The sequence below is a fragment of the Agrococcus sp. SGAir0287 genome (genome assembly GCF_005484985.1).
Lineage (GTDB): Bacteria > Actinomycetota > Actinomycetes > Actinomycetales > Microbacteriaceae > Agrococcus.
On sequence record NZ_CP027942.1, the window covers coordinates 206,587 to 231,194 of the forward strand.

Consider the following 24,608-nt stretch of genomic DNA (forward strand, 5'->3'; position numbering starts at 1 on the left):
CGGAGACAGTGCGGGACGCCCGCTGAGGCGTCCTCGCCCGAACCGGAACCGGTTCCACAGCACTGCGACCGTAACCGACGCATCCTCGACGCCGCAACGATGCAGGGGCTCCGCTTCCACTTCGTTGTCCATCCGTGATAGTCGTTGGAACCGGTTGCGGTCCGTTCGTCCGCAGCCGGGGATCGGATGCGCGAGGGAGCGCCATGGCCGTCATCGACGACGTCGCGAGGCTCGCGGGCGTGTCGAAGGCGACGGCGTCGCGCGCGCTGTCCGGTCGCGGATCCGTGGCGGATGCGACGCGCAGGCGCGTGCTCGACGCCGCCGCGGCCCTCGACTTCCGCGCCTCGCCCGCCGCGGTCTCGCTCGCCACGGGGCGCACGGGCGCCATCGGCGTCCTCGCCCCCGCGATCGACTCCTGGTACGTCTCGACGCTGCTGCGCGGCATCGCCGAGGCGGCGCTCGCGCACGATCTCGACGTCGTGCTGTACGACCTCGGCCGGGGGGCGCAGATGCGCGAGCGGGTCTTCGAGCGCTTCCTGCAGCGGCACCACATCGACGCGCTCATCTCGACGACCTTCGCGCTCACGCATCGCGAGGTGTCCAGGCTCGCGTCGATCGGCATCCCTGCCGTCGCGCTCGGCGACGGCGCCGCGGGGGTGCGCTCGTGGTGCCTCGACGACGAGCGGGTCGGCACGCTCGCGACCGAGCATCTCCTGGATCTTGGGCACCGGCGCATCGTGCACGTGGGCGGCTCGACGGTGCTCGACGAGTCGCTCTTCGCCGCCGAGCGCCTGCGCGAGCGCGGCTACCAGCGGGCGATGCGCGCCGCGGGGCTGCAGCCCGAGCCGACCCTGCTGCACGACCCGACGGCCGACGCCTCCTACCGGCACGCGCTCGACCTGCTGCGGTCGGCGGATCCGCCGACCGCGGTGTTCGCCGCGACGGACGAGATCGCGATGGGCATCCTGCTCGCAGCGCGCACGCTCGGCGTCCGCGTGCCGGAGGAGCTCTCGGTGGTCGGCGTCGACGACCACGCCTACGCGGGGGCCTTCGAGCTCACGACGGTGCGGCAGGATCCGCGCGAGCACGGCGAGCGCGTCGTCGACTGGCTCGTCGCCGACCTCGCCGCGCCCTCGGGCGACACGTCGCACACGCTCATCGAGCCGGAGCTCGTCGTGCGGGGGTCGACGGCGCGCGTCTGACCGGCCGCGCCGGGCGCAGCATCGGCCACGAGGGGCGCGCATCGGCCACGAAGGGCCTGACGTCGGCCACGAAGGGCGAGGATCGGCCACGAAGGGCAGCCCTTCGTGGCCACTCGGAGGGCTGCTGCGACACGACCCTGCACGCACGCAAGCCCCCGCGACCCCTGGCAGCGGAGGCCGTGCGGATGGTTGGCTGGGGCGATGCGTCCCGCGGGGCGCGACCGCGCACGAGCCGAGCCGAGCGAGAGGACCGCGCATGTCGTTCACCGCACCCATCCCCGTGATCGGCGGCAGCCACGTGCCCGGGCTGCAGCTCGATCCCGACTGGCACCGCAAGTCGGTCTTCTACGAGGTGATGGTGCGGTCGTTCGTCGACTCGAACGGCGACGGCTTCGGCGACTTCCAGGGCCTCACCTCGAAGCTCGACTACCTGCAGTGGCTCGGGATCGACGGCATCTGGGTGCCGCCGTTCTTCCAGTCGCCCCTCAAGGACGGCGGCTACGACGTCTCCGACTACGAGGCGGTGCTGCCCGAGTACGGCACGATCGACGACTTCAAGCACTTCGTGTCGGAGGCGCACGCGCGCAACATGCGCATCATGATCGACCTCCCGATCAACCACACCTCCGACCAGCACCCGTGGTTCCTCGCCTCCCGCGAGGATCCCGAGGGCCCGTACGGCGACTTCTACGTCTGGCGCGACACCGACGAGGGCTACCCGAACGTCCGCATCATCTTCGTCGACACCGAGACGTCGAACTGGGCGTTCGACAGCCAGCGGCGGCAGTTCTACTGGCACCGCTTCTTCTCCCACCAGCCCGACCTGAACTTCGAGAACCCCGCCGTGCACGAGGCCGTGCGCGACATCCTCCGCTTCTGGCTCGACATCGGCGTCGACGGCATCCGCCTCGACGCCATCCCGTACCTGTACGAGTCGGAGGAGGGCAACGGCGAGTCGGAGCCGGCGACGCACCAGTTCGTGCGCGAGCTGCGCACGATGGTCGACACCGAGTACCCGGGCCGCGTGCTCATCGCCGAGGCCAACCAGTGGCCGGCCGAGACCGCCGAGTACTTCGGCACCGCCGAGGAGCCCGAGTGCCACATGGCCTTCGACTTCCCGACGATGCCGCGCATCTTCTACAGCCTGCGCGCGCAGAACGCCTCCGAGCTGAAGCGCGTGCTCTCCGAGCAGATCGAGGTGCCGCCGGGCTCGGCGTGGGGCGTGTTCCTGCGCAACCACGACGAGCTGACGCTCGAGATGGTGAGCGAGGAGTACCGGCAGGCGATGTACGGCTGGTACGCGTACGACCCGCGGATGCGCTCGAACGTCGGCATCCGGCGCCGGCTCGCGTCGCTGCTCGACAACTCGCGCGCCGAGCTCGAGCTCGCGAACGCGCTGCTCATGTCCCTGCCCGGATCACCGTTCCTCTACTACGGCGACGAGATCGGGATGGGCGACAACATCTGGCTCGACGACCGCGACGCGAGCCGCACGCCCATGCAGTGGACGCCCGACCGCAACGCCGGCTTCTCGTCGGCCGACCCCGGCAAGCTGTTCCTGCCCGTGGTGCAGTCGCTCGTCTACCACTACACCTCGGTGAACGTGGAGGCGCAGATGGCGCAGGCGTCGAGCCTGCTCAACTGGATGCGCTCCGTCATCCACGTGCGGAGGCAGCATCCCGTCTTCGGCATGGGCTCGATCCGCGTGCTCGAGACCGACAACGAGTCGGTGCTCGCGTTCGTGCGCTCGTACGAGGGCGACGGCACGTACCACGGGCCGAAGGAGGAGCACGTGCTGTGCGTCTTCTCGTTCAGCCACAACCCGGTGCACGTGACGATCGACGCTCCGGACTGGTCGGGCTCCGAGCTCCATGATCTCTTCGGCGGCGGCCAGTTCCCGACGATCGCCGACGACGGCCGCTTCTCGCTGACGTTCGGCACGCAGTCGTTCTACTGGCTGCACATCTCGCCGCCGCGCTGAGCGCCGGGATGGCTCGGCCCGCCTCAGCGCGGATCAGCGCTGCGAGACGGCGGCGAGCCAGGCGGCGGGATCGCTCGCGGTGAGGCTCGTGCCGCTGACGAGCCACGAGGCACCCGCCGCCACGAGCGCGCGTCCGCGCTCGTCGGTCACGCTCCCGTCGACGCCGACGAGCGCACGGCCCTGGGCGCGCGCCGCGTGGACGACCTCGACCGCGCGCTCGTCGAACCGCGAGCCGGCATGCCCGGGCGCGACGGCCATCACGAGCACCCCAACGTCGGGTGGAAGGTCCGCGGCGACGAGCTCCGCCGCGCTCGCGACGGCGAGCGCAGGGGTCGCGCCCGCCGCGCGGATGCGATCGATTGCGGCGCGCCAGCCGTCGCCGACGGCATGGACCGCGATGGTGTCGCACAGCGGCAGCCAGTCGTCGAGGTCACGGAGCGGGTCGATCGTCATGAGATGGGCCTCGCCCGCGCAGCCCCTCGGCGTCAGGCGCCGCGCCTCGTCCGCCGTGAAGCCGCCCGCCGGTCCGATCGTGCCGTCGGCCGCATCCCAGTGGAAGCGGCGCACCCCGGCGTCGGCGAGCCTGGTCGCGACGGCATGCTGCTCGCCTGGCGCCACCGACCACAGCGACGCGGCGACGCGCGTCATGCCGCGCGTCCGGCGTGCTCGATCGCGGCGTCGGCCAGCGCGACGTCGACGACGAGCTCGGTGACGAGGCCGGCTCGCGCGAGGGCGACGGTGGCGACGGCCTTCTCGGCGCCGGCGGCCACGCCGATGACGCGCGGGATCGCCCGCAGCTGCTGCGAGGTGACGGCGACGCCGCGCTCGGCGAAGTCCGGGGCGATCTCCGCGCCGGTCGCGTCGACGAGGGTGATGCCGATCTCGGCCACGACGCCGCGCGCCAGCAGGTCGTCGCGGAACGCGGGATCGAGGTTCGCGCAGAGCTGGGACGCACGCGAGTCCCAGCCGCCGATGGACATGACCGCGGTCGTGACGCGGTCGTGCATCGCGAGCGCCCTCGCGATGTCGGACTGCCTGCGGAACGCCCGAGCGGTCTCCGCGTCGTCCGCCACGAGCGGCGCGAACACGGGCACGACCTCGCCCCCGGAGCGCAGCCCGATGCGGCGCACGATCTCGACGGGCGAGAGGTCGCGCGACGCCTCGGTGGCGCCCGTCATCTGCACGACGGAGACGCGGGGGAGTCGCTCGATGGCGACGGCGGTCGCTGCGAGCGTGCGCCCCCATCCCATGCCCAGCACCTCGCCGTCCTCGAGGCTGTCGGTCAGCAGCCTCGCGGCGGCGGCGCCGACGATGCGTCGCGCGTCGTCGCCGCCTCCGTGCGTCGACACGACGACGGCGCGTCCGAGGCCGAGCAGCTCGCGCAGTCGCTCGGCGCGCTCGTCGTCGACGAACCCCTCGTCGTCGATCGCGATGCGCACGATGCCGGTCTCGCGCGCCAGCTCGAGGAGGCGCGCCACCTTGAAGCGCGAGACGCCCAGCTCCTGCGCGATCTCCACCTTGCTGCGGTCGTCGAGGTAGAAGCGTCGCGCGGCTCGGATGGCGAGCTCGCGCTCGAGGCGGGCGTCGTCGCCGAGCGTCGGCTCGACCGCTGGGTTCGGCATCGTGCTCCTTCGGCGGCGCTTGCATCGTGCCGCATCGTGTGCCTAGTATCGCCTCCGACAGATGAGCGCACAAGACGCTCATATGAGCGCAGACAGCGCGGTGGTGCGAGGAGGCACGATGATCCGGCGGATCCCCAACGAGGTCGGCATCGCGGTGGTCGTGGTGCTGGTCGCGGGTGCACTGGCGCTGCTGTCGCCGCGCTTCCTGACCCTCGGCAACCTCGAGATCCTGCTGCTCAACGGCGCGGTCATCGCCTTCCTCGCCCTCGGCCAGACGTTCGTGCTGCTGACTGGCGGCATCGACCTCTCGACGGGCTCGAACATCGCGCTCACGGGGATGTCCGCCGCGCTCGCGATGCAGGCGGGGCTGCCCTGGTACCTCGCGGCGCTCGTGGCGATCGCGCTCGGCCTCCTCGTCGGCGCGATCAACGGCGCGCTCGTCGCCTTCCTGCACCTGCCGCCGTTCATCGTCACCTTCGCGACCTTCGGCGTCGCGGCGAGCATCCCGCTGATCCTCACGGGATCGAGCTCGGTCAACGTCGCCGACCCGCTCTTCGCGATCATCGGCCGCGGCGGCCTGTTCGGCATCCCGATGCCCATCGTGCTCGTGGCCATCGCCGCGATCGCGTTCACGATCCTGCTGCGCCTCACGGCGACGGGCGTGCACCTGTACGCCGTCGGCGGCAACGCCGAGACGAGCAGGCTCGCGGGCGTGCGCAGCGCCAACGTCATCGTCTTCGCGTACGCGACGAGCGGCCTGTGCGCCGCGATGGGCGGGCTCATCACGACGAGCAGGCTCATGGTCGGCTATCCGAGCGCCGGCAGCGGCAACGAGCTGTTCTACTCCATCGCCGCGGCGGTCGTCGGCGGCGTGAGCCTCTTCGGCGGCATCGGCTCGATCGGCGGCGCGCTGCTCGGCGCCGTGCTCATCGCCACCGTCTCCAACGGCATGAACGTCGTCGGCGTCGAGAGCTACTGGCAGCCGCTCGTCATCGGCGTCATCATCCTCGGCGGCGTCATCCTCGACACCCACCGCCGCAACCTGTCGCTCGGCGCGCTCCTGCGACGGATGCGCGGACCGGGACGCCCCGCGCCCGAGCCGGCCACGACCTGACCCTCCCTCCCTCACCGATCCCTCTCGACAAGGAGCACCCACCCATGCGACGCACCATCCTCGGCACCGCCGCGGCCACGGCAGCGATGCTGCTGCTCGCCGGCTGCAGCGGCGCCATCGACACCGGCACGGGCACGCCCGACGCATCCTCCGGCGACATCCCCCGGCCCGCCGCGTGCGATGCGGACAGCCCGTTCATCGCGGTCTCGCTGCCCAACCTCACGAACCCGTACTACGTCGCGATGCAGACGGGCTTCCAGGAGGCCGGTGAGGAGGCCGGCTTCGAGGTCCAGGTGCAGATCGCCAACGACGACGACGCGCAGCAGCTCGCGCAGGTCGAGGCGATGCTGCAGCAGGAGCCGTGCGCGCTCGCGCTCAACGCCGTGAAGTCCGGCCCGGGCGCTGCGATCGTCGCAGCCGCGAACGCCGCGGGTGTGCCGGTCTTCACCGTCAACGTCGGCATCGACCCCGACGCGCTCGAGGCGCAGGGTGCGTCGATCGTGCAGTACCTCGGCGCTGACAACTACGCAGGTGGCGAGCAGATGGCCGAGCAGGTGCTCGCCGACATGGGCGAGGACGCCGAGCTGAACATCGGCTTCGTCACCGAGCCCGACGAGACGCCGACGGTCACGCGCGACCAGGGCTTCGAGGACACGATCTCCGCGAATCCGAACGCCACGATCGTCGCGAGCGTCGACGGCAACGTCAAGCCGGACGACAGCCTCGAGGCCACCACGGAGATGCTCTCGGGCAACCCCGACATCAACGTCATCTTCGCCAGCACCGGCCCCGCCACCTACGGCGCGCTCCAGGCGCTCGCGGGTCGCACCGACGTCGCCCTCTACGGCTTCTGCGCCTCCGAGGAGCCCATCGTCGCGCCCTACGCGGGCTGCGTCGCCCAGGAGCCGGAGTCGTACGGCGCGCAGGTGATCGAGCAGATCGGCGCATGGATCGACGGCGCCGAGCCCGAGGCGGAGATCCTGCTGCCGCTCAAGGTGTTCACGGCAGGCGAGACGCCCGCCCCCGGCGAGGTCGGCTGACATGGCGGCGACCGAGATGCCTCAGGCGCAGCGCGGACTCGTCGTCGACGGGATCGTGAAGGCGTACGCCGGCACGGTCGTGCTGCGCGGCATCTCGGTCGCCGTCGCACCCGGCGAGGTCGTCGGCCTCGTCGGACACAACGGCGCGGGCAAGTCGACGCTCATGAAGTCGATCTCCGGTGCCGTCCGCCCCGACGAGGGCAGCGTGCGCGTCGACGGGGTCGAGGTGCCGCGGGGCGAGCCGAAGGCGGCGATCGCCGCCGGCGTCTCGACCGTCTACCAGGAGCTCTCGCTGCTGCCGAACCTCACGGTCACGCAGAACGTGTTCCTCGGTCGCGAGGAGCGCCGCGCGGGCGTGCTCGGTCGAGCGGCGATGCGTGCCAGCGCACGCGCGCTCATCGACGAGTTCCACCTCGACGTAGACCCTGACGCGCTCGTCGGCTCGATCCCGGTCGCGACCAGGCAGCTGCTCGAGGTCGCCATCGCGACGCATCGCGACGCCCGCTACCTCCTGCTCGACGAGCCCACGACGGCCCTCGAGGGCCGACAGGTGGATCGCTTCCTCGAGACCGTGCGCGGGCTCGCGGACCGTGGCCTCGGCATCGTGCTCGTCGACCACAAGCTCGAGGAGCTGTACGCGGTGTGCGACCGCATCGTCGCGCTCGTCGACGGCGAGGTCCGCATCGACGGCAGCGTCGACACCGTCCATCGGGCGGACGTCGTGCACGCGATCGCCGGCGATGACGTCACGCACGAGCCCACCGACGCGACGGCGAGCGGCGGTCGGGAGGACGCCGAGATCACGGTCGACGTGCGCGGACTCGCGACCGCACGACTCGAGGACGTCACGCTGCAGGCTCGCGCCGGACGCGTGCTCGGCATCTACGGCCTCGTCGGCGCCGGACGCACCGAGCTCCTCCACGCCCTCGCAGGCATGGACCGCATCCTCGGCGGCGAGGTCGTCGTCCACGGCAGGCGTCACGCGCCGCGCAGCCCGCGCGCCGCCATCCGCGGCGGCGTCGTCTACGTCACCGAGGAGCGCAAGCACGACGGCATCGTCCCGCAGCTCGACTCCATCGTGAACCTCATGCTGCCCGTGCTGCATCAGACCCGCCGCGCCGGCCTGCTGTCGCGGCGTCGCATGCGGGCGCGCGCCATGGAGCTCATGGATGCCCTGCGCGTGCGCGGCGACCGCGACGCCCCGATCGAGCGGCTCTCGGGCGGCAACCAGCAGAAGGTGGTCATCGCTCGCGCGCTCGCGCTCGAGCCGCGCGTCCTGCTGCTCGACGAGCCGACGAAGGGCGTGGACCTCGGGGTGAAGGCCGAGATCCACCGCCTCGTCCGCTCCCTCGCCCACGAGCGCGGCATCACCGTGATCCTCGTCTCGAGCGAGGAGGACGAGGTCGTCGACGTCGCCGACGACGTCATCGTCATGAGCGGACGCCGCACCGACGGCACGCTCGTCCCCGACGCCGATCGCACCCCGCAGGCGCTCCGGCGCATCGCGTGGGACGCCGCCTGACGCGTCTGCCGACGCCACCCATCCCGCCTCGCTCGCCCCGACCCAGGAGCCGCACCATGCACGCATCGCCATCGCCGATCCTCGCCGCCGCCAGGCAGGCAGTCCTCGACGAGGCCGCCGCCGTCGCGGCGGTCGCCGACGACCTCGACGACTCGTTCGTCGAGGTGCTCGAGGTGCTGCTCGCGTGCCGCGGCAAGGTGTTCGTGACGGGCTCCGGCACCTCTGGGGCGATCGCGCGACGGCTCGCGCACCTCCTGTCGGTGTGCGGCACGCCCGCCGCATTCCTGCACCCCATGGATGCGCTGCACGGCACGATGGGCGTGCTCACAGCCGCCGACGTGCTGCTCGCCATCTCGAAGGGCGGCGAGTCCAGCGAGATCAACGAGCTCATCACGATCGCGACCCGTCGCGACGTGCGCATCGTCGCCCTCACCTCCGCGCCCGATTCGACGATGGCGCAGCGCGCGCACGTCGTCGTGACGCTCGACCTCGGCGCGGGCGACCCGGGCGGCGTCATCGCGATGGGCTCGACCCTCGCGACGGCCGCGTGGGGCGACGCGCTCGCGATCCTCCTCATGCGGCAGCGCGGCTACACCTGGGAGCAGATGCTCGAGACGCACCCCGGCGGTGCGGTCGGCAAGCGGCAGGACGCCGTCCCCAGCGCGCTGGGTCGCATCGGCGACGACGGCTAGCGTCGACCCGCACCCTGCACCCCGCACCCCTCCGAGAGGTCCCTGCATGCCCATCGTCGCCGGCGTCGACACCTCGACGCAGTCCACGACCGTCGAGCTCCGCGATGCGACCTCCGGCGTGCTCCTCGGCAGCGGCCGCGCACCGCATCCCGTCACGCATCCGCCCGTGAGCGAGCAGGATCCGCGGGCATGGTGGGCGGCGTTCGAGGTCGCGCTCGTCGAGGCGACGTCGGCCGCCGACGTCGCACCGACCGAGATCCGGGCGATCGCGGTCGCGGGGCAGTGCCACGGGCTCGTGCTGCTCGACGACGCGGGCGAGCCGCTGCGACCCGCGAAGCTCTGGAACGACACCACCTCGGCGCCGCAGGCGCAGCGCATCGTCGCCGAGCTCGGCGGCGACGCGTGGGCGCGCGCGGTCGGCTCGGTGCCGATCCCGGCCTTCACGATCACGAAGCTCGCCTGGGTCGCCGAGCACGAGCCGGCCCTCCTCGATCGCGCGCGGCACGTGCTGCTGCCGCACGACTACATGACCTGGCGGCTCACGGGGCGCGCGGCGACCGATCGCTCGGAAGCGTCGGGCACGGGATACTTCGCCGCGCACGAGGGGCGGTATCGGACCGATCTGCTCGACCAATTCGTCGGTCGGCGCGACTGGCTGCCCCTCCTGCCCGAGGTGCTGGGGCCCGACGAGGTCGTCGGCACGGTCCGTCGGGACGTCTCCGACCGGCTCGGACTCGCCGCCGACGTCGTCGTGAGCGTCGGCGGCGGCGACCAGCACCTCGGCGTCGTCGGACTCGGGCTCGGCATCGGCGAGGTCGCGTACAGCCTCGGCACGTCCGGCGTCGTCATCGCCGTCGCCGATGCCCCGGTGTTCGATGGATCAGGCGTCGTCACGGGCGTCGCCGACGCCACCGGGGGCTACCTGCCGCTCGCCTGCACCCTCAACGCGACGAAGGTCACCGACTGGACGGCGCGGATGCTCGGCGTCGACGTGCGTGCGCTCGGGGACCTCGCCCTCGCCGCCGATGCGAGCGACGACCGGCCGGTGCTCGCCGCCTTCCTCGACGGCGAGCGCACGCCGGATCGCCCCGACGCCACCGGCGTGCTGGCGGGGATCACCACCGCGACGACGCGGGAGCAGCTCGCGCGCGCCGCGTTCGAGGGCGTGCTGCTGGGGCTCGTCGCAGCGCACGCGCGCATCCGCGAGGTCGGCGCGCCGTGCGACGGAGCCGTCACCGTCATGGGCGGCGGCGCGCGCTCGGGCGCCTACCGTCAGCTGCTCGCCGACCTCCTGGATGCCCCTGTGCACGTGCGCGACGCGGACGAGTCGACGGCGAGGGGCGCCGCGATCCAGGCTGCCGCGGCGCTGCACGGTCGTCGTGTCGCCGACCTCGCTGCGGAGCTGCGCCCAGCGACGACGCAGACGATCGAGCCGCGAGCTCGCATCGCCGACGTCGTCCGCGACCGCTACGCGAGCGTCGCCGCCTGGACGGGCGCCGACCGGCGCGCCCGACGCCCGTCCCCGACGACACCGAAGGAGCACGCACCATGACCCGCCGCATCCGCCTCTACGCCGACTCCGCCGACGACGCCGCCGTCCGCTCGCTGCTCGACGAGGGCCTCGTCGTCGGCGTCACGACCAATCCGGAGATCCTGCGCGCGAGCGGCGCACGGCTCGCCGACCTGCCCGCGCTGGTGTCGGGATGGATCGCCGCCGGCGCGCAGGAGGTCTTCCTGCAGACGTGGGGCGAGACACGGGACGCGATGCTCGACCACGCGCGGATGCTGCGCGACATCGCCCCACAGGTCGCCGTCAAGGTGCCTGCGACGGAGGTCGGGCTGGGCGTCGCCGCCGCGCTCGTCGCCGACCGCGCGACCGTGCTCGTCACCGCCGTCTACGAGGAGCACCAGGCTCTCGCCGCCGCCAGCGTCGGGGCGCGCTGGATCGCCCCGTACCTCGGCCGCCTCGACGACGCCGGGCACGACGGCGCCGCACGGATCGGCGGGATGGCGAGGATCGTCGCAGGCACGGACACGTCGGTGCTCGCCGCGAGCATCCGATCGCCCCAGCGCCTCGTGGACCTCGCGCTGCACGGCGTGGATGCGTGCACCGCGCGCCCCGACGTGGTGCGCGCCGCGCTGCGATCCGAGCCGTCCGACGCGGCCACCGCCGCGTTCGAGGAGGCGATGCGCGCCGTCGTCTGACGCCGCGGCCGCCGCGCGGATGCGCTGCGAGCGGGGCCTCGGGTCGACTCCATCCCCGAGGCTCCGCTCGGGGCGCATCCGCGTCGCGAGGTCGCTACGCCGTCGCGAGCTGCACGACGCCCGTCACGATGACGGCGACGCCGCCGAGCGTCGCGACGGTGACGCAGGCGATGCGGCCGGCGCGCGGATCGATGCGGCGCGCCGCCCACGCGCCGACGACCGCGCCGACGCCGAGGGCCGCGACCGCCACGATCCACTCGGGCAGCGTGAGCGCGGGCAGCTCGCCGCGCATGACGAGCGAGACGACGCACACGATCACGAGGTACGCCTGCATGCTCGTGACGAACGCCTTGTGCTCCCACCGCGCGGCGATCGCGTAGGCGGTGACGGCCGGTCCGCCGACGCCGGCCAGCACGTTCATGACCCCACCCGCGGCGCCGGCGGTCACGAGGCCCGGCCAGCGGTCGAGCCCGCGGATGCGCCTGGCGGCGACGCTGATGGACAGCGCGACGAGCACGAGGCAGCCCGCGAGGATCGACAGCTGCGGCCCCTGCAGCGAGCGCGCCAGCAGCGCGCCGGGCACGATCGCGACGACCGCCGCGGCCGCGATGGGGAGGATGCGCCGGTACTCCACCTGCCGCACGACGCCGAGGTACGCGACGAGCGCCGTGCCGAGCCCGAAGACGTTCGCGACGACCACCCCCTGCAGCGGTCCGAGCAGCAGCATGAGCATCGGCGAGGCGACGAGCCCGAAGCCGATGCCGGCGACGCGCTGCGTCGTCGAGCCGAGCAGGACGATGCCGCCGATCGCGGCCGCGACGAGCACCGTCAGCCGCGCACGACGGCGGTCTTCGCCAGCTTGTCGTGGATGGCCTGGCGGCGCGGATCCCACAGCGGCCACAGGCCGTCGACGATCGGGAAGGCGGCGCCGAGGAAGGCGAGCCCGGGCACGCCCGACAGCAGGGTGGGCAGCCCGTAGTGCACGAGCCAGCGCGAGAGCGCGGCGCGCCACATCGGCAGCCCCTCGCGCTCGCGGAGGCGCACGCGGATGCCGAGCATGCGCTTGCCGATCGTGCGGCCCCGCGTCGCGACGAGCACGACGTGGTAGGCGCCGCTGATGAGGATCTGCAGCAGCGAGAACGCGAGCAGGGCGCCCGAGTGCTGGGCGACGAAGGCCTCCACCTGCGGCGTGAGGTCGGTCGCGGTCGGGTCGATCGACTCGGCGAGGTCCGTGAACGCCGACCAGAGCCCCAGCACGCCGCCGAGCACCGCGAACGCGACGCCGAGCACGATCGCGTCGACGACGTAGGCGGCGAGCCGTCGACCCCACGACGCGAGCTCGACGCCGTCCGGCGTGCGGATGCGGTCCTCGGGCGACGCCGGCTGCCCCCAGCCGAGCGGCGCGGCGGGTGGCGGGTCGTACGTCTTGCCCTGCTGGTCGAAGGGCTGGCCCGTCTGCGGCTGCTGCGGCATCGGCGGCGCGGGCTGCGCGGGCGCGCCCGGTGCCTCGAACGCCACGGGCTGCGTCTGCTGCACCGCGAGCCACGTCTCGCCATCCCAGTAGCGACGATCCTCGGGGCCGGTGCCGAACGGATCCTGGTACCAGCCGGGCTCCCGGGACTGCTCGCTCATGCCTTCCAGGGTACGGCGACGGCGGATGCGGTGCCGCCCGTGGGCGCGACCTCGAGGCGCCTGGGGCCGTGCGGGTGGGGCGCGGCTACGCGAGGACGACGTTCGTGCGCGCGACCTTGTCGTGGATCGCCTGGCGGCGCCGATCCCAGATGGGCCACAGTCCGTCGACCATCGTCCACAGGTTCGTGATGCCCGCGACGCTCGGCACCTGTCCGAGCGCGCCGGGCGCGAGCGCCACCGCCCAGCGCGCGGCGGCCTCGCCGAGCGTCGGCAACCGCTCGCGGTCGCGATGCCGCACGCGAATGCCGAGCGCGCGCTTGCCGAGCGTCCACCCCAGTCGCGACGTCATGAGGATCGAGTACGCGCCGCCGATGACGAGCAGGAGGGCGGCGGTGACGAGCTGGCCGACGATCAGGCGCGCGTCGAGGGTGACGAGCATGTCGAGGACCCTCCCCGACTGCACGGTCCCGAGCCACACGTCGGGGCGAGCGATCTGCAGCGGGACCGTGACGATCGATGCGGCGACGCCGATCAGGAGAGCGTCGAGCAGGCAGGCGAAGAGACGGCGCCACCAGCCGGAGAGCGGGACGCCGTCGGGCGTCACGGATCGGTCGCGCTCGCCGAGCGGATGGATGAGGGGCTCGGGCGCGCGTGGGATGCCGTCGTGCCCGACGCTCCGATGCTCGCTCATGCGACGAACCGTAGCGGCGCATCCTGGTCGTCCGCCCCTCCCCGGCGCACGATCGCCATCGCGGCGTAGCCTCGTGCCATGAGCAACGACGAGGCCGCGCCGGTCGTCGAGTCGGAGCGCGCGTGCATCGACGAGGCGCAGCGCGCCGGCGTCGAGCTGCTGCTGCCGCGCGAGGTGCCGCTCGGCGGACCCCGCGCGATGCCCGTGCTGCGCGTGCTGCCGAACAAGCATCGGCACATGGTGGGCGCGTGGTGCTTCGCGGATGCGTTCGGCCCCGAGGACGTGACGACGCATGGCGGCATGGACGTGCCGCCGCATCCGCACACCGGCCTCCAGACCGTCTCCTGGCTCGTCGCGGGCAGCATCGAGCACCGCGACTCCGTGGGCTCGGTGCACACCGTCTCGCCGGGGGGCGTCAACGTCATGACCGCCGGTCGCGGCATCGCCCACTCGGAGCACTCGACGCCCGACACCGTCGCGCTGCACGGCGTGCAGCTCTGGGTCGCGCTGCCCGAGGCCGAGCGCTGGATCGACCCGCACTTCGCTGGACTCGACGCCGTGCCGACGCTGCGCGTCGGGGACGCGACGGTGCAGGTGTTCGCCGGCTCGCTCGGCACGCTGCGCGCGGAGGTGCCGGTGCACTCGCCGCTGCTCGGCGCCGAGGTGCGGCTGCCCGCCGGCGGCGTCGCCGAGGTACCCGTCGGTGCGACGTTCGAGCACGGCGTCCTCGCGCTCACCGACGGCCTCGTGATCGGCGGCGTGCCCGTGCCGGTCGGCGGCATGGCGGTGCTCGCGCCGGGCGACGACCTCGTTCGCGTCGAGACGGACGCCGCGGCGAGCGGCGACGTGGTCGCGATCCTCCTGGGCGGCGAGCCGTTCGCCGAGGAGATCGTCATGTTCTGGAACTTCGTCGGCACGCGGCACGACGACGTCGCCGCCGCGCGCGAGGCGTGGATGCGCGAGCGCGACGCGGCCGAGGACGATCGCGAGCGCTTCGGCGTCGTCCCGGGCGGCGAGCCGACGCTGCCGTCCCCGCGCCTGCCCGACGTCGAGCTGCTGCCGCGCGGCCGCGCTCGCCGTCGCTGACGCGCAGTCGGCGAGGCGCTGGCGCTCGCGGCGCGTCACCGCAGCCGCGGCACAGGAATCGAGGATCTTCTCGATCCGGCAAGGACCGCCCACATCTCCCGTCGAATGGGCGGATCGGGCGCTCCTCGCGCGGCTAGCGTCGAAGCGTGCTCTCTCGCACGTGATCGACGGTCGCACCGTTCTCCGCTTCGTCGGGGGCCAGCCAACCTCGGTGCGACCGTCGATCAAGATCCGTGGATCCTCTGCGCGCTGCGGTGTGCACCCTCGAGCCCTCGCTCCCGCGACGTCAGCGCGCGCCAGCGCCCTCGGGTGCGGCTCCCGTGCGTGCTGCCAGCCGTCGCTCGGCGTCTCGCCGCCGTACGCGTCCTCCTCGGAGCATCCGCGGCGTGATCGCGCATCCGTCGCCGCACGAGGAAGCGGTGCGGACTGGCGCTGGGAGCTCGCTATCGCGAGGTGAGTGAAGGCTCCTGGTCGGTCCGCACCGCTTGGCTTGGCCACGAGGGTAGCCCCGGGCGCGGCGGGCTCACAAGACCCTCAGGCGTCGTCCGGCGTGCCGGATGCGGTCGCCGCCCGCTCCTCGGGCGCGCGCGGATGCCGGATGCCGGGGTGCCCGTGCGGGATGGAGCGGACGAGGACGACGCCCGAGACGACGAGGCACGCGGCGACGAGCGGGTAGGTCAGGACGGCCTGGAAGAAGGCGAGCGCGCCGGGCAGGTCGAGCAACCACAGCGGCACGAACACCGCGAGCCGCACGACGTACTGCAGCACCCAGATCCACGATGCCCGCTGGTAGGCGCGCAGCAGCACCGGGTCGCGGCGCCAGCGCGTGCGCGTGCCGACGACGGCGCCGACGATGAGGCCGAGCAGCGGCCAGCGCACGACGATCGATCCCGCCCATGCGAGGGCGCTCGCAGCGTTCGAGAGCAGGCGGATGAGGAAGAAGTCGCGCGCCTCGCCGGTGTGCGCGGCGACGAGGGCGGCGACGACGACCGCGAGGAGGCCGACGACGACGGCTCGCGGGCGTCGGCCCTGCGCGAGGCCGACGATCGCGATGACGAGGGATGCGAGCACCGCGGCGCCGCAGCCGAGCCAGAGTGTCAGGGATCCGGGCAGCGCGCCGCCGGCGAGCCAGCCCACGAGGAATGCGGCGGGCGGGATGCTCGCCTCGATCGCCGAGCGGCGTCCGCCGAGCAGGTCCGGCAGGGAGTCGCGCGTCGCGGTCGCTCGGAGCGCGTGCTCCTCCTGACGCTGCGACATGAGGCAAGCCTAACCTCGCCTGCTGCGCGCGCCGGTGCGGCGGCGATCGGCTGCCGCCGTCGGCACTGGCCACGAACGGTCGGGACTGGCCACGCACGGTCGAACGCTGGCCACGAACGGTCGGCATCGGCCACGAAGGGCAGCCCTTCGTGGCCAGTCCCGACCCGCGCGCGGCATCCATCGACCGGCGGATGCCGCGGCCGACGCGTGCGTCGAAGGGATGACGCGGGCCGAGGCGCGCGTCCGTAGCGTCGCCGGCATGGGACGGACGAAGCCGGGGGACGGACGAGCGCTGCGGCCGATGCGGCACGTGCAGTTCCTGTGGCGTACGCAGCTCGGCATCGACCACGACGGATCGCGTTGGGTCGTCGAGCAGGACTCGGCGGACGGCGAGGAGCGCATCGAGCTCTACCGCGACGGCGTGCAGGTGGCGAAGGCGACGAGCCCCGCGCGCTTCGAGCTGCCGGGCGCTCGCATCGAGGCGAGGATCGCCTCCGGTCGGGTGCGCCGCGCACGGCTCGTGACGTCGTCGGGCGCGCGTCGCATGACGCCGGAGCGCGGGACCGCCGAGCACGGTCGCGCACGGTTCGCCGAGCGCTTCCCCGTCGCGAGCGCCGTCGTCGCGGCCGTCTCGTTCACCATCGTCGTCGGCGCGGCGATCCTCGAGCTGCCGCAGCTCGTCGAGCTCGTCACGAACCTCGAGCCCGTCCGCGATCGGCTCGGATGGTCGTTCGTCTCGCCCATCCGCCTGCCGGCCGACTGGAACGTCGGCATCACGATCGCCGGCGTCGTCGCGTCCATCGAGCGAGGCTGGCGCTTCAAGCACATCCCCTTCGTCGACGAGTAGGGGCGGCGCTGGGTCTGCACCCCCAGCTGGTCGAGGAGGCCGCAGCCGCAGGCCGCAGCCGTCGCGAGACCACGTGACGTGCCTGCTCGACGCGACCGCGCGGGTGGCTGGGCGGGTGCGGCGGTCGCGTGGTTTCGTGACGCGTGCTCGCCTGGCGGCTCGCGCGCTCCTCGACCGGCTGCGTGGGCCCCCCGAGCACCGGCCCCTGAGGTGCGAGCGAAGCGAGCCTCGAAGGGTCGAGCGCATCGAGATGCGCCACCTCCAGCTGGTCGAGCCGTCGCGAGACTCCGTGACGTGCTCGCCCGGAGAGACCCGAGCGACTACTCCTTCGACGGGCCGTTCGACGCCCAGCCGCGCGGTCCCGTGCCCCCGGCGCGGTACTCGGCGAGCGGCACCTCGTCGCGCTTCCACGCGCGCAGCACGGGCTCGACGATCCGCCAGCACTCCTCCGCGGCGTCCGCGCGCACCGCGAGCCGCGGATCCCCGTCGAGGATCGACGCGAGCACCTCGCCGTACGGCTCGAGCTGACCGCCGCCGAGCTCGCCGCGCAGCACCGACTGCTCGAGCGTGAACGGATCGCCCTTGCCGTTCGTCGTGAGGTGGATCGCGAAGGAGTCGGGGCGGAAGTCGAGCACGAGCCGGTCGCCCTCGCGTCGCCCGCCGAACCCGTGCGGCACGTGCGCCGGCTCGCGGAAGTGGATGACCGCCTGCTTGCGGATCCGCCCCATCGCCTTGCCGCTGCGCAGCACGAACGGCACGCCGGCCCATCGCTGGTTCTCGACGTGCACCGTGACCTCGGCGAGGGTCTCGGTGCCGCGGGCGGCATCCACGCTCTCCTCCTCGACGTAGTCGGGCACGTGGCGCTCGCCGATGCGGCCGGCCGTGTACCGCGCGCGGCGCGCATCCCTCGTCGGATCCTCGACGCGTGCGGCGCGCAGCACCTGCCCGATGGCGTCGCGCAGGTCGCGGGCGTCGACCGTCGCAGGCGGCTCGATCGCCACGAGCGCCAGCACCTGCAGCAGGTGGCTCTGGATCATGTCGCGCAGCGCGCCCGCCGAGTCGTAGTAGCCGGCGCGGCCCTCGAGGGCGACGGTCTCGTCGTAGACGATCTCGACCCGCTCGATCGACTCGCGATCCCACAGCGGCGCGAGGATGCGGTTCGCGAAGCGCATGCCGAGCAGGTTGAGCACGGTGTAGAGCCCGAGGAAGTGGTCGATGCGGAAGATCTGGTCCTCGGGCACGATGCGCTGCACGAGCGCGTTGAGGTCGCGCGCATCGGCGAGGCTCGAGCCGAAGGGCTTCTCGATCGCGAGGATCGCGCCTTTGGGCGCGCCGACCTCGACGAGCGCCTCGCAGACCTTCCTGCTGATCTGCGGCGGCAGCGCGAAGTACAGCACGAGCCGGTCGCAGTCGACGCCGTCGAGCAGCGCGCGCAGCGCGGTCGCGTCGGTGGCGTCCCCGGCGACGTAGCGCGTCGTCTCGACCACCTGGCGCGCGCCGGCGCCGAGCTCGGCGTCGTCGCCCGCGCCGTGCGCGAGCGTCATCGCCGTGCGCACGCGCTCGCGCCACTCGTCCTGCCCGAGGTCGCGCAGGTCGGCGCCCACGATCTCGAGCGAGCGCGATGGCTGGGCGCGCAGCAGCGTCGCGATGCCGGGCAGCAGCAGCCGGGACGTGAGGTCTCCGGATGCGCCGAGGATGACGAGGGTCGTGCGATCTGCCGCCATGCCGACACTCTTCCACGCCCGTCGCATCCGCTCGGGGCGCTTGCGCCGCGCACATGGCTCGCGCTCGCGATGTGACGATCGTGTGACGAGCCTGGCGCGCTCGCGAAGTGGGCTATACCATTTCGGGACCAGCACCGAGAGGGGACCCCATGGGCGTCTTCGAGGACATCGTCCGCACCATCACCGACAACCTGTTCAGCCAGGTCGCGATCCTCATCGGGCTCATCGCCCTCGTCGGGCTCGCCCTGCAGCGCAAGCCGATCGAGGAGGTCGTCGGCGGCGCGATGCGCGCGACGATCGGCGTGGTCATCCTCAACATCGGCATCGATCTGTTCGTCGGCGGCCTCGTCGCCTTCCAGGCCATCGTCTCGAGCGCCATGGGCCTGGAGCCGCCGGCCGCCGAGTCGACCCTCGCCGAGTTCAACGAGGGGCCGGGATCCGTCGTGCCGCTCATCATCGCCGGCGGCTTCGTCGTGCACCTGCTCATCGTGCGCGTCTTCCCGGCCGCGCGGTTCGTGTACCTCACGGGTCACCTCATGTACTGGATGGCCGTCGTGCTCGCCGCGACGATCGTCGAGGCCTTCGGCGAGGTCGACCGCTGGATCGTCGCGGGCGCCGGCGCCGTCATCATCGCCTGCTACTGGGTGCTGCAGCCGCTCTGGACGCAGCCGCTCATGCGCAAGGTCATGGGCGACGACTCCGTCGGACTCGCGCACACGACGTCGACGCTCGCGCTCGCAGCCGGCTACGGCGCCCGCGCGCTGCGTCTCGGCGACCCCGTGCGCCACGACTCCGAGCGGCTGCGGCTGCCGAAGGCGCTGTCGTTCTTCAAGGACATCACCGTCTCGACCGCGTTCGTGACGGGCATCATCATGCTCGTCGCCATCGCGTTCGCGGATGCCGCGATCGTCGAGGAGCAGATGGCCGGCTCCGCCGTGCTGCCGTGGGTGTGGGGGCTGCTGCAGGCGCTGCGCTTCGCCGCCGGCATCGCGATCCTGCTGTTCGGCGTGCGCATGTTCCTCGCCGAGATCGTGCCCGCGTTCCGCGGCCTGTCGGAGAAGGTGCTGCCGGGCACGAAGCCTGCCCTCGACATCCCCGTCACGTTCACGAAGGGGCCGACGTCGGTCATGGTGGGCTTCATCACCTCGACCGTCGTCTTCCTCGTGCTCATGGGCGTCTTCGCGCTCGCAGGCTGGTTCGTGCTCGTGCCGCCGATGATCATGCTGTTCTTCGGCGGTGGCGCGGGCGGCGTCTTCGGCAACGCCGTCGCGGGCTGGCGCGGGGCGGTCTTCGGCGGCCTGCTGAACGGCGTCGTGCTCGCGTTCGGCCAGTGGATCGGCTGGGGCCTGTACGGCTCGACGGCGCCCGAGCTCGCCACGCTCGCCGACCCCGACTGGTACGCCGTCGGCTGGATCCTGCTCGGGCTCGGCTCGCTGCTCGCGCCGCTGGGTGCCGGCGGCGTGTGGGTCATCGCGGGCGTCGTGCTCGCGATCACGGTCGTCGTGCTCGTCGTGCTCGGCCGTCGCGGCGGCGGCCGCGAGGTGCTCGAGTCGGTCGAGGAGCCCGAGCCCGTGCTCGTCGGCGCCGACGGAGCACCCGCGGGCGGCGACGGTGCCGCCGTCGCGCAGCGCAGCGCCGCGGCGGATGCGGCCAGGCCCGCCGAGCTGCGCGTGCTCGCGGTGTGCGGCGCGGGCATGGGATCGAGCCTCATCCTGCGCACGACGGCCGAGGCGGCGCTCGCCGACCTCGGGGTCGCCGCGCGCCTCGACCACACCGACGTCTCGTCGGCCCGCAGCGCCACGGCCGACGTCGTCGTGGCGCAGGCGACGTACCTCGACGAGCTCGGCGACCTCGCACCCGTCATGGTGCCGATCGACTCGTTCGTCGACCGACGCCACGTCGAGCAGCGGATCGCGGATGCGCTGCGCGCGAAGGGCTGGCTGTGATCGACGACGTGCTCGACGGGCTGCGGGCGGTCGTCGCCGACGCGGAGGGCGACATCCATGCCGCGGCGGACGCGATCGTCGCGACCGGGCGGGCCGGCGGGCTCGTGCGGCCGGCCGGGGCGGGCCACTCGCTCGCCGCGGTCATGGAGGCGTTCTTCCGCGCAGGCGGCCTCGCGTTCGTGCAGCCGCTGTGGCACGAGCGGGTGCTGCCCTTCGCCGGGGCGTCGTCGGCGACGGCGGCGGAGCGCGAGCCCGGGCTCGGCCGCAGCGTCGCCGAGGCCGCCGCCATCGAGGCGCGCGACGTCGTGCTCGTGATCTCGAACTCGGGCGCGAATCCCTACCCGGTCGAGATCGCGCAGGTCGGCGCCGAGGCGGGGGCGACGGTCATCGCGCTCACGTCGCGCGCCGCGAACGCCGCTGCTCCGACGGATCGTGCGCCGGTGCGGCTCGTCGACGTCGCGAGCATCGTGCTCGACACGCAGGTGCGCGCCGGCGACGCGTCGTGGCCGTTCGACGCGCCCGTCACGGCGCCCACGTCGAGCCTCGTGACGACGGCGCTGTGGACGGCGATCCTGCGCGCGGTGCACGACCGCTGGCCGGAGGCGCCGCGCTGGCGGTCGGCGAACGTCGTCGGCTCCGACGGCGCGAACCAGGCGCTCTTCGACGCCCTGTCCCCGCGCATCCCCGAGCTGCGCTGACCCCGCGCCGTCCGCGCACCCCCTTCGCAGCGTCGAGGGCGTCGACCGGATGCGACCGCACCTGAGGCCGAGGGCCTCGACTCCGCGAGGGTGCGGCGGGTCAGCGGGCGCGAAGGGCGCTGCGCACCGAGCCGTCGGCCGTGACGGGGGCGATGCTCGCCGACAGCTCGAAGCGGTCGCCGGGGTAGGTCGAGACGGTGTGCTCGACGACGACGCCCGCCGCGATCGACGTGCGCACGAGCTCGAGCACCGCATCGCCCGAGCCGAGCTCGAGGATCGCCGCGTCGTCCGCGCGCACGATCGCCGCGCGGATGCTCTGCCGGCCGGCGTCGAACCGGATGCCGTGCTCGCGATCGAGCAGCTCGTAGAGCGACGCATGCGCGAGGTCGGCGTCGAGCAGGCCGGGCACCGCGCTCTCGAGCAGCGTGCTGCGCTCGATCGCGAACGGCACGCCGTCCGCGAGCCGCAGCCGGTCGACGCGCACGAGCGGCTCGCCGACCGCGACGTCGAACACGGCGGCGAGCTCGGCGTCCGCTGCGAGGCTGGAGGCGTCGAGCAGCCGCGACGAGGGCTCGAGGCCGCGCGCACGCATGTCCTCGCTGAAGCTCGTCAGCATGAGCGGCAGGCTCACCGCCGGCCGGGAGACGAAGGTGCCGCGGCCCACCTCGCGCCGCAGCAGCCCCTCCGCCTCGAGTGCGTCGAGCGCCTTGCGTGCCGTCATGCGCGAGACGCCGGCGTCGTCGGCCAGCGCTCGCTCGCTCGGCACCGACGCGCCGACCGGCATGTCGGCGATGGTGCTGCGGAGTCGGTCGACGAGGCGCTGGTACTTGGGTCGCGCGTCGGCCATGCCTCGATCCTTCCACCCGCCACCTCCCCGCGCGCCGAGGAGTAGCCTCGTGCGCATGCATGACTCGCTCGCGATGCCCATCGGGTGGATGGAGGTCGTCGGCGGCGCACCCGCCGACCTCGGGTAGGCGCGCGTCGCCGCGTGCGGCGACCCGCGCGCGAGCCTCCCGCTCGCGCATCCACCCATCCACGGTCCGCGACCGCGGACCCTCCTCGAACAGGATCGTCATGCAGCCCATCGACGGCGCGCTCGTGCGCGCCTCCTTCGTCAACGTCTCCAAGAAGGAGCGGACGAGCATCCCCCTGCCGGACCTCGACCTCGACTGGTCGCGCCTCGAGTACCTCGGCTGGCGCGACGCCCGTCGACCCCGCGTCGGCTTCGTGATCGCCCAGGTCGACGGCGAGCACCTCGGCGTCGCCCTCCAGCGCACGGAGGCCGCCACGCGCGTGCGGCCGCAGTGCTCGTGGTGCGAGGACGTCACCCTGCCGAACGACGTCGTGTCGTTCAACGCGCGCCGGGCAGGCGCGGCGGGCCGGAAGGGCGACTCGATGTCGACGCTCGTCTGCGCCGCGTTCGAGTGCAGCGTCAACGTGCGCACGCTGCCGACCGCCCGCTCCGTCGGCTTCGACGTGGAGGCGGCGATGGAGCGTCGGATCGCCGCGCTCGCCGAGCACGTGCAGGGCTTCGTGCGCGCCGTGCGCGACGGCGCCTGAGCGATGCGCGATCCCGGGTCCTGCGTCCCGGGCCCCGCGCATCGCAGGCGATCCCGGCTCACGAGGGCGATGCTCCCTCGTGGGCCGGGATCGCCTGCGGAACGCGAGCGCCGACGCGCAGGTCGCCGCGCGAGCGCGGGCCTACGCCCCGGCGCCGACGTCGAACCGCGGCTGCTGGTCGAGCAGCCACGACACGTCGCCGGCGACCTCGCGCGGCGCCGCGTCGCGCGAGAGCACGATGGCGGGGCCGGGTGCGGCGAGCGACACCGCGGTGCCGCCGATCGCTGCGGCATCGCCGGCGACCGACAGCCATGTGCCCTCGCGCAGGCCGAGCACCGTCGCGTCGTTCTCCTCGAGGAACTCGGCGAGCCGCTGCTCGCGCGTCTCGCCCTGGTGCGTCGAGGTCGGGTCGGCGTCGAGGTAGTGCGGGTTCAGCTGCAGCGGCACGAGGCCGAGCGCCTCGAAGCCGTCGGGCTCGACGATCGGCATGTCGTTCGTCGTGCGGATGCTGGCGCCCGCGACGTTCGTGCCCGCGCTCGCGCCCATGTACGGCATGCCGGCGCGCACGCGCTCGACGAGCGGGGCGACGAGCCCCAGGCGCTGCAGCGTGCGCAGCAGTCGGAACGTGTTGCCGCCACCGACGAACACGGCCTCGGCATCCGCGATCGCCGCCACGGGATCCGCGGCGCGATGCAGGCCGCGAACCGCGACGCCGCGCGGTGCGAGGGCGCCCGCGACCTTCGCCTCGTAGGCGTCGTGGTCGGCGAGCGCGTACGGCACGAACGTCAGCGCCGCGCCGCCGAGGTGCTCGAGCACGACGTCCATCGCGTGCTCGAGATAGCCCGAGCCGTGGTTCGTGGAGTTGGACAGCAGCAGCAGTCGCATGGACGCCTCTCGATCGGGATGCATCAGGTCGTCGCCACGCGCGAGCGCCCGCGCCGCCAGTCGCGCTGCGCGGGCGGAGGCTGGCGGTTGGAGAGCAGGTTCGCGAGCGTCGCCGCCGCGTCCTGCAGCGCGCCGACGTGCTCGTCGAGCTCGTCGGGGAAGTCGAGCACCTTCGGCTCGACGAGCGACATGGATCCGACGGGCGTCGTGCCGATGCGCACGGGCACGGCGATCGCGCGCGTCGTCGCGTCGTACTCGCCCTCGGAGCGGGCCCATCCCTGCCGCACGGCCTCGTCGAAGCGCCGCTCGAGCTCGACCTCGTCGACGGCCGTGAGCTCGGTGAAGCGCGAGAACGGACGGCCCGTGAGCATGTTGCGGCGCACGAGCGGGTCGAGGAAGGCGAAGTAGGCCCGGGACGTGGCACCTGCGTGCGCGGGGTAGAGGTCGCCGACGAGCGGATGCGAGCGCACCGGGCCCTGCTCGCCGTCGATCGCGGCGATGCAGCGCACGTGGAAGCCGTCGGGCACGGTGAAGGATGCCGTGCGGCCCGTGGCGCGCGCCAGGCCGTCGAGCACGGTCTCGGCGAGTCGGGCGAGCCCGCCCGAGCGCTCCCACAGCGCGGCCATGTGCCACATGGCGGGCCCGAGGCTGTAGCGCCGCGTCGTCGGATCGGCGACGAGGAACCCGCGGGCGGCGAGCGCGGCGAGCAGCCGCTGACTCGTGGAGCGCGGCAGCCCGAGGTGGTCGGCGAGCTCGGACACGCCCCAGTCGCGCCGCGTGGCGCTGTACGAGAGCAGCACCTCGAGCGCGCGGTCGACCGTCTGCAGCGGTGATGCGTCGTGCCCTCGTGTCATCGGCCCTCCTCGACGACGGCCACGATAGCGACGAAGCGCCCGTAATGTGA

Annotated in this window: 23 protein-coding genes; 13 read left to right on the plus strand and 10 right to left on the minus strand. The window is 73.3% G+C overall.

Annotated features, from left to right (window positions below):
- Nucleotides 1-203: 203 nt before the first annotated feature.
- Nucleotides 204-1,202: a LacI family DNA-binding transcriptional regulator gene (locus C1N71_RS00970; protein WP_137754695.1), complete on the plus strand. Its 999-nt coding sequence runs from the start codon at nucleotides 204-206 to the stop codon at nucleotides 1,200-1,202.
- 256 nt (nucleotides 1,203-1,458) lie between these two features.
- Nucleotides 1,459-3,183 carry a maltose alpha-D-glucosyltransferase gene (treS, locus tag C1N71_RS00975; RefSeq protein WP_137754696.1) on the plus strand — a complete coding sequence of 575 codons (1,725 nt, stop codon included), beginning with the start codon at nucleotides 1,459-1,461 and terminating at the stop codon, nucleotides 3,181-3,183.
- Between the two features lie 33 nt (nucleotides 3,184-3,216).
- Here the strand turns inward: treS and C1N71_RS00980 are convergent, their stop codons facing one another.
- Together C1N71_RS00980 and C1N71_RS00985 are read right to left on the minus strand one after the other, a co-directional pair.
- Nucleotides 3,217-3,831 carry a hypothetical protein gene (locus C1N71_RS00980; RefSeq protein WP_137754697.1) on the minus strand — a complete coding sequence of 205 codons (615 nt, stop codon included), beginning with the start codon at nucleotides 3,829-3,831 and terminating at the stop codon, nucleotides 3,217-3,219.
- Entirely contained in the window at nucleotides 3,828-4,805 is a 978-nt protein-coding gene (locus tag C1N71_RS00985) for a sugar-binding transcriptional regulator (RefSeq protein ID WP_137754698.1), read from the minus strand. Before C1N71_RS00985 ends, C1N71_RS00980 begins: the two co-directional genes overlap by 4 nt.
- A 118-nt stretch (nucleotides 4,806-4,923) precedes the next feature.
- On the opposite strand from C1N71_RS00985, the gene C1N71_RS00990 reads away from it, so the two are divergent.
- Genes C1N71_RS00990 through C1N71_RS01015 form a run of 6 tightly spaced genes read left to right on the plus strand, consistent with a single transcriptional unit; the run spans nucleotide 4,924 to nucleotide 11,378 of the window.
- The gene (locus C1N71_RS00990) at nucleotides 4,924-5,919 is read left to right on the plus strand and encodes an ABC transporter permease (protein ID WP_137754699.1); all 996 of its coding nucleotides are present in this window, start codon (nucleotides 4,924-4,926) and stop codon (nucleotides 5,917-5,919) included.
- A 44-nt stretch (nucleotides 5,920-5,963) separates the two neighbouring features.
- Nucleotides 5,964-6,959, plus strand: coding sequence for a substrate-binding domain-containing protein (locus tag C1N71_RS00995; protein ID WP_137754700.1), 996 nt, complete (start codon nucleotides 5,964-5,966; stop codon nucleotides 6,957-6,959).
- Nucleotide 6,960: 1 nt separating this feature from the next.
- Complete coding sequence (locus C1N71_RS01000; protein ID WP_137754701.1) at nucleotides 6,961-8,481, plus strand: sugar ABC transporter ATP-binding protein; 1,521 nt, start codon at nucleotides 6,961-6,963, stop codon at nucleotides 8,479-8,481.
- Nucleotides 8,482-8,537: 56 nt separating this feature from the next.
- A complete protein-coding gene (locus C1N71_RS01005) occupies nucleotides 8,538-9,173 on the plus strand; it encodes a KpsF/GutQ family sugar-phosphate isomerase (protein WP_137754702.1) in 636 nt (211 codons plus the stop codon).
- A gap of 46 nt (nucleotides 9,174-9,219) precedes the next feature.
- Nucleotides 9,220-10,725 (plus strand): xylulokinase, encoded by a 1,506-nt coding sequence (xylB, locus tag C1N71_RS01010; RefSeq protein ID WP_137754703.1) that lies wholly within the window; start codon nucleotides 9,220-9,222, stop codon nucleotides 10,723-10,725.
- A complete protein-coding gene (locus C1N71_RS01015; protein ID WP_137754704.1) occupies nucleotides 10,722-11,378 on the plus strand; it encodes a transaldolase family protein in 657 nt (218 codons plus the stop codon). The genes xylB and C1N71_RS01015 overlap by 4 nt, the downstream gene beginning before the upstream one ends.
- Before the next feature lie 94 nt (nucleotides 11,379-11,472).
- Here C1N71_RS01015 and C1N71_RS01020 read toward each other — a convergent pair whose 3' ends face one another.
- From C1N71_RS01020 to C1N71_RS01030, 3 genes are all read right to left on the minus strand, one after another.
- Nucleotides 11,473-12,204 carry a TSUP family transporter gene (locus C1N71_RS01020; protein ID WP_175414040.1) on the minus strand — a complete coding sequence of 244 codons (732 nt, stop codon included), beginning with the start codon at nucleotides 12,202-12,204 and terminating at the stop codon, nucleotides 11,473-11,475.
- Between the two features lie 2 nt (nucleotides 12,205-12,206).
- Nucleotides 12,207-13,010 carry an RDD family protein gene (locus C1N71_RS01025; RefSeq protein ID WP_137754706.1) on the minus strand — a complete coding sequence of 268 codons (804 nt, stop codon included), beginning with the start codon at nucleotides 13,008-13,010 and terminating at the stop codon, nucleotides 12,207-12,209.
- A gap of 85 nt (nucleotides 13,011-13,095) precedes the next feature.
- Nucleotides 13,096-13,701: an RDD family protein gene (locus tag C1N71_RS01030; protein WP_137754707.1), complete on the minus strand. Its 606-nt coding sequence runs from the start codon at nucleotides 13,699-13,701 to the stop codon at nucleotides 13,096-13,098.
- Between the two features lie 78 nt (nucleotides 13,702-13,779).
- Here C1N71_RS01030 and C1N71_RS01035 point away from each other — a divergent pair, with 78 nt between their 5' ends.
- Complete coding sequence (locus C1N71_RS01035; RefSeq protein ID WP_137754708.1) at nucleotides 13,780-14,787, plus strand: pirin family protein; 1,008 nt, start codon at nucleotides 13,780-13,782, stop codon at nucleotides 14,785-14,787.
- A 534-nt stretch (nucleotides 14,788-15,321) separates the two neighbouring features.
- Here C1N71_RS01035 and C1N71_RS01040 read toward each other — a convergent pair.
- A complete protein-coding gene (locus tag C1N71_RS01040; RefSeq protein WP_137754709.1) occupies nucleotides 15,322-16,044 on the minus strand; it encodes a DUF3159 domain-containing protein in 723 nt (240 codons plus the stop codon).
- A gap of 259 nt (nucleotides 16,045-16,303) precedes the next feature.
- Here C1N71_RS01040 and C1N71_RS01045 point away from each other — a divergent pair, with 259 nt between their 5' ends.
- Complete coding sequence (locus C1N71_RS01045) at nucleotides 16,304-16,891, plus strand: hypothetical protein (RefSeq protein ID WP_137754710.1); 588 nt, start codon at nucleotides 16,304-16,306, stop codon at nucleotides 16,889-16,891.
- Nucleotides 16,892-17,211: 320 nt separating this feature from the next.
- Here the strand turns inward: C1N71_RS01045 and C1N71_RS01050 are convergent, their stop codons facing one another.
- Nucleotides 17,212-18,615, minus strand: a complete 1,404-nt coding sequence (locus C1N71_RS01050) for a glucose-6-phosphate dehydrogenase (RefSeq protein WP_137754711.1) — start codon at nucleotides 18,613-18,615, stop codon at nucleotides 17,212-17,214.
- Nucleotides 18,616-18,764: 149 nt separating this feature from the next.
- Between C1N71_RS01050 and C1N71_RS01055 the strand changes: the two genes are divergently transcribed.
- Both C1N71_RS01055 and C1N71_RS01060 read left to right on the plus strand, forming a co-directional pair.
- Nucleotides 18,765-20,561: a PTS transporter subunit IIC gene (locus tag C1N71_RS01055; protein WP_137754712.1), complete on the plus strand. Its 1,797-nt coding sequence runs from the start codon at nucleotides 18,765-18,767 to the stop codon at nucleotides 20,559-20,561.
- Nucleotides 20,558-21,259, plus strand: a complete 702-nt coding sequence (locus C1N71_RS01060) for a sugar isomerase domain-containing protein (RefSeq protein ID WP_175414041.1) — start codon at nucleotides 20,558-20,560, stop codon at nucleotides 21,257-21,259. The genes C1N71_RS01055 and C1N71_RS01060 overlap by 4 nt, the downstream gene beginning before the upstream one ends.
- Nucleotides 21,260-21,359: 100 nt before the next feature.
- Here C1N71_RS01060 and C1N71_RS01065 read toward each other — a convergent pair whose 3' ends face one another.
- The gene (locus C1N71_RS01065; RefSeq protein WP_175414042.1) at nucleotides 21,360-22,106 is read right to left on the minus strand and encodes a GntR family transcriptional regulator; all 747 of its coding nucleotides are present in this window, start codon (nucleotides 22,104-22,106) and stop codon (nucleotides 21,360-21,362) included.
- Between the two features lie 227 nt (nucleotides 22,107-22,333).
- Here C1N71_RS01065 and C1N71_RS01070 point away from each other — a divergent pair, with 227 nt between their 5' ends.
- Nucleotides 22,334-22,819, plus strand: a complete 486-nt coding sequence (locus C1N71_RS01070; protein ID WP_137754715.1) for an FBP domain-containing protein — start codon at nucleotides 22,334-22,336, stop codon at nucleotides 22,817-22,819.
- A 141-nt stretch (nucleotides 22,820-22,960) separates the two neighbouring features.
- Here C1N71_RS01070 and pepE read toward each other — a convergent pair whose 3' ends face one another.
- Both pepE and C1N71_RS01080 read right to left on the minus strand, forming a co-directional pair.
- Complete coding sequence (gene pepE / locus C1N71_RS01075) at nucleotides 22,961-23,704, minus strand: dipeptidase PepE (RefSeq protein WP_137754716.1); 744 nt, start codon at nucleotides 23,702-23,704, stop codon at nucleotides 22,961-22,963.
- Nucleotides 23,705-23,727: 23 nt separating this feature from the next.
- Entirely contained in the window at nucleotides 23,728-24,558 is an 831-nt protein-coding gene (locus C1N71_RS01080) for an IclR family transcriptional regulator (protein ID WP_137754717.1), read from the minus strand.
- Nucleotides 24,559-24,608 lie beyond the last annotated feature (50 nt).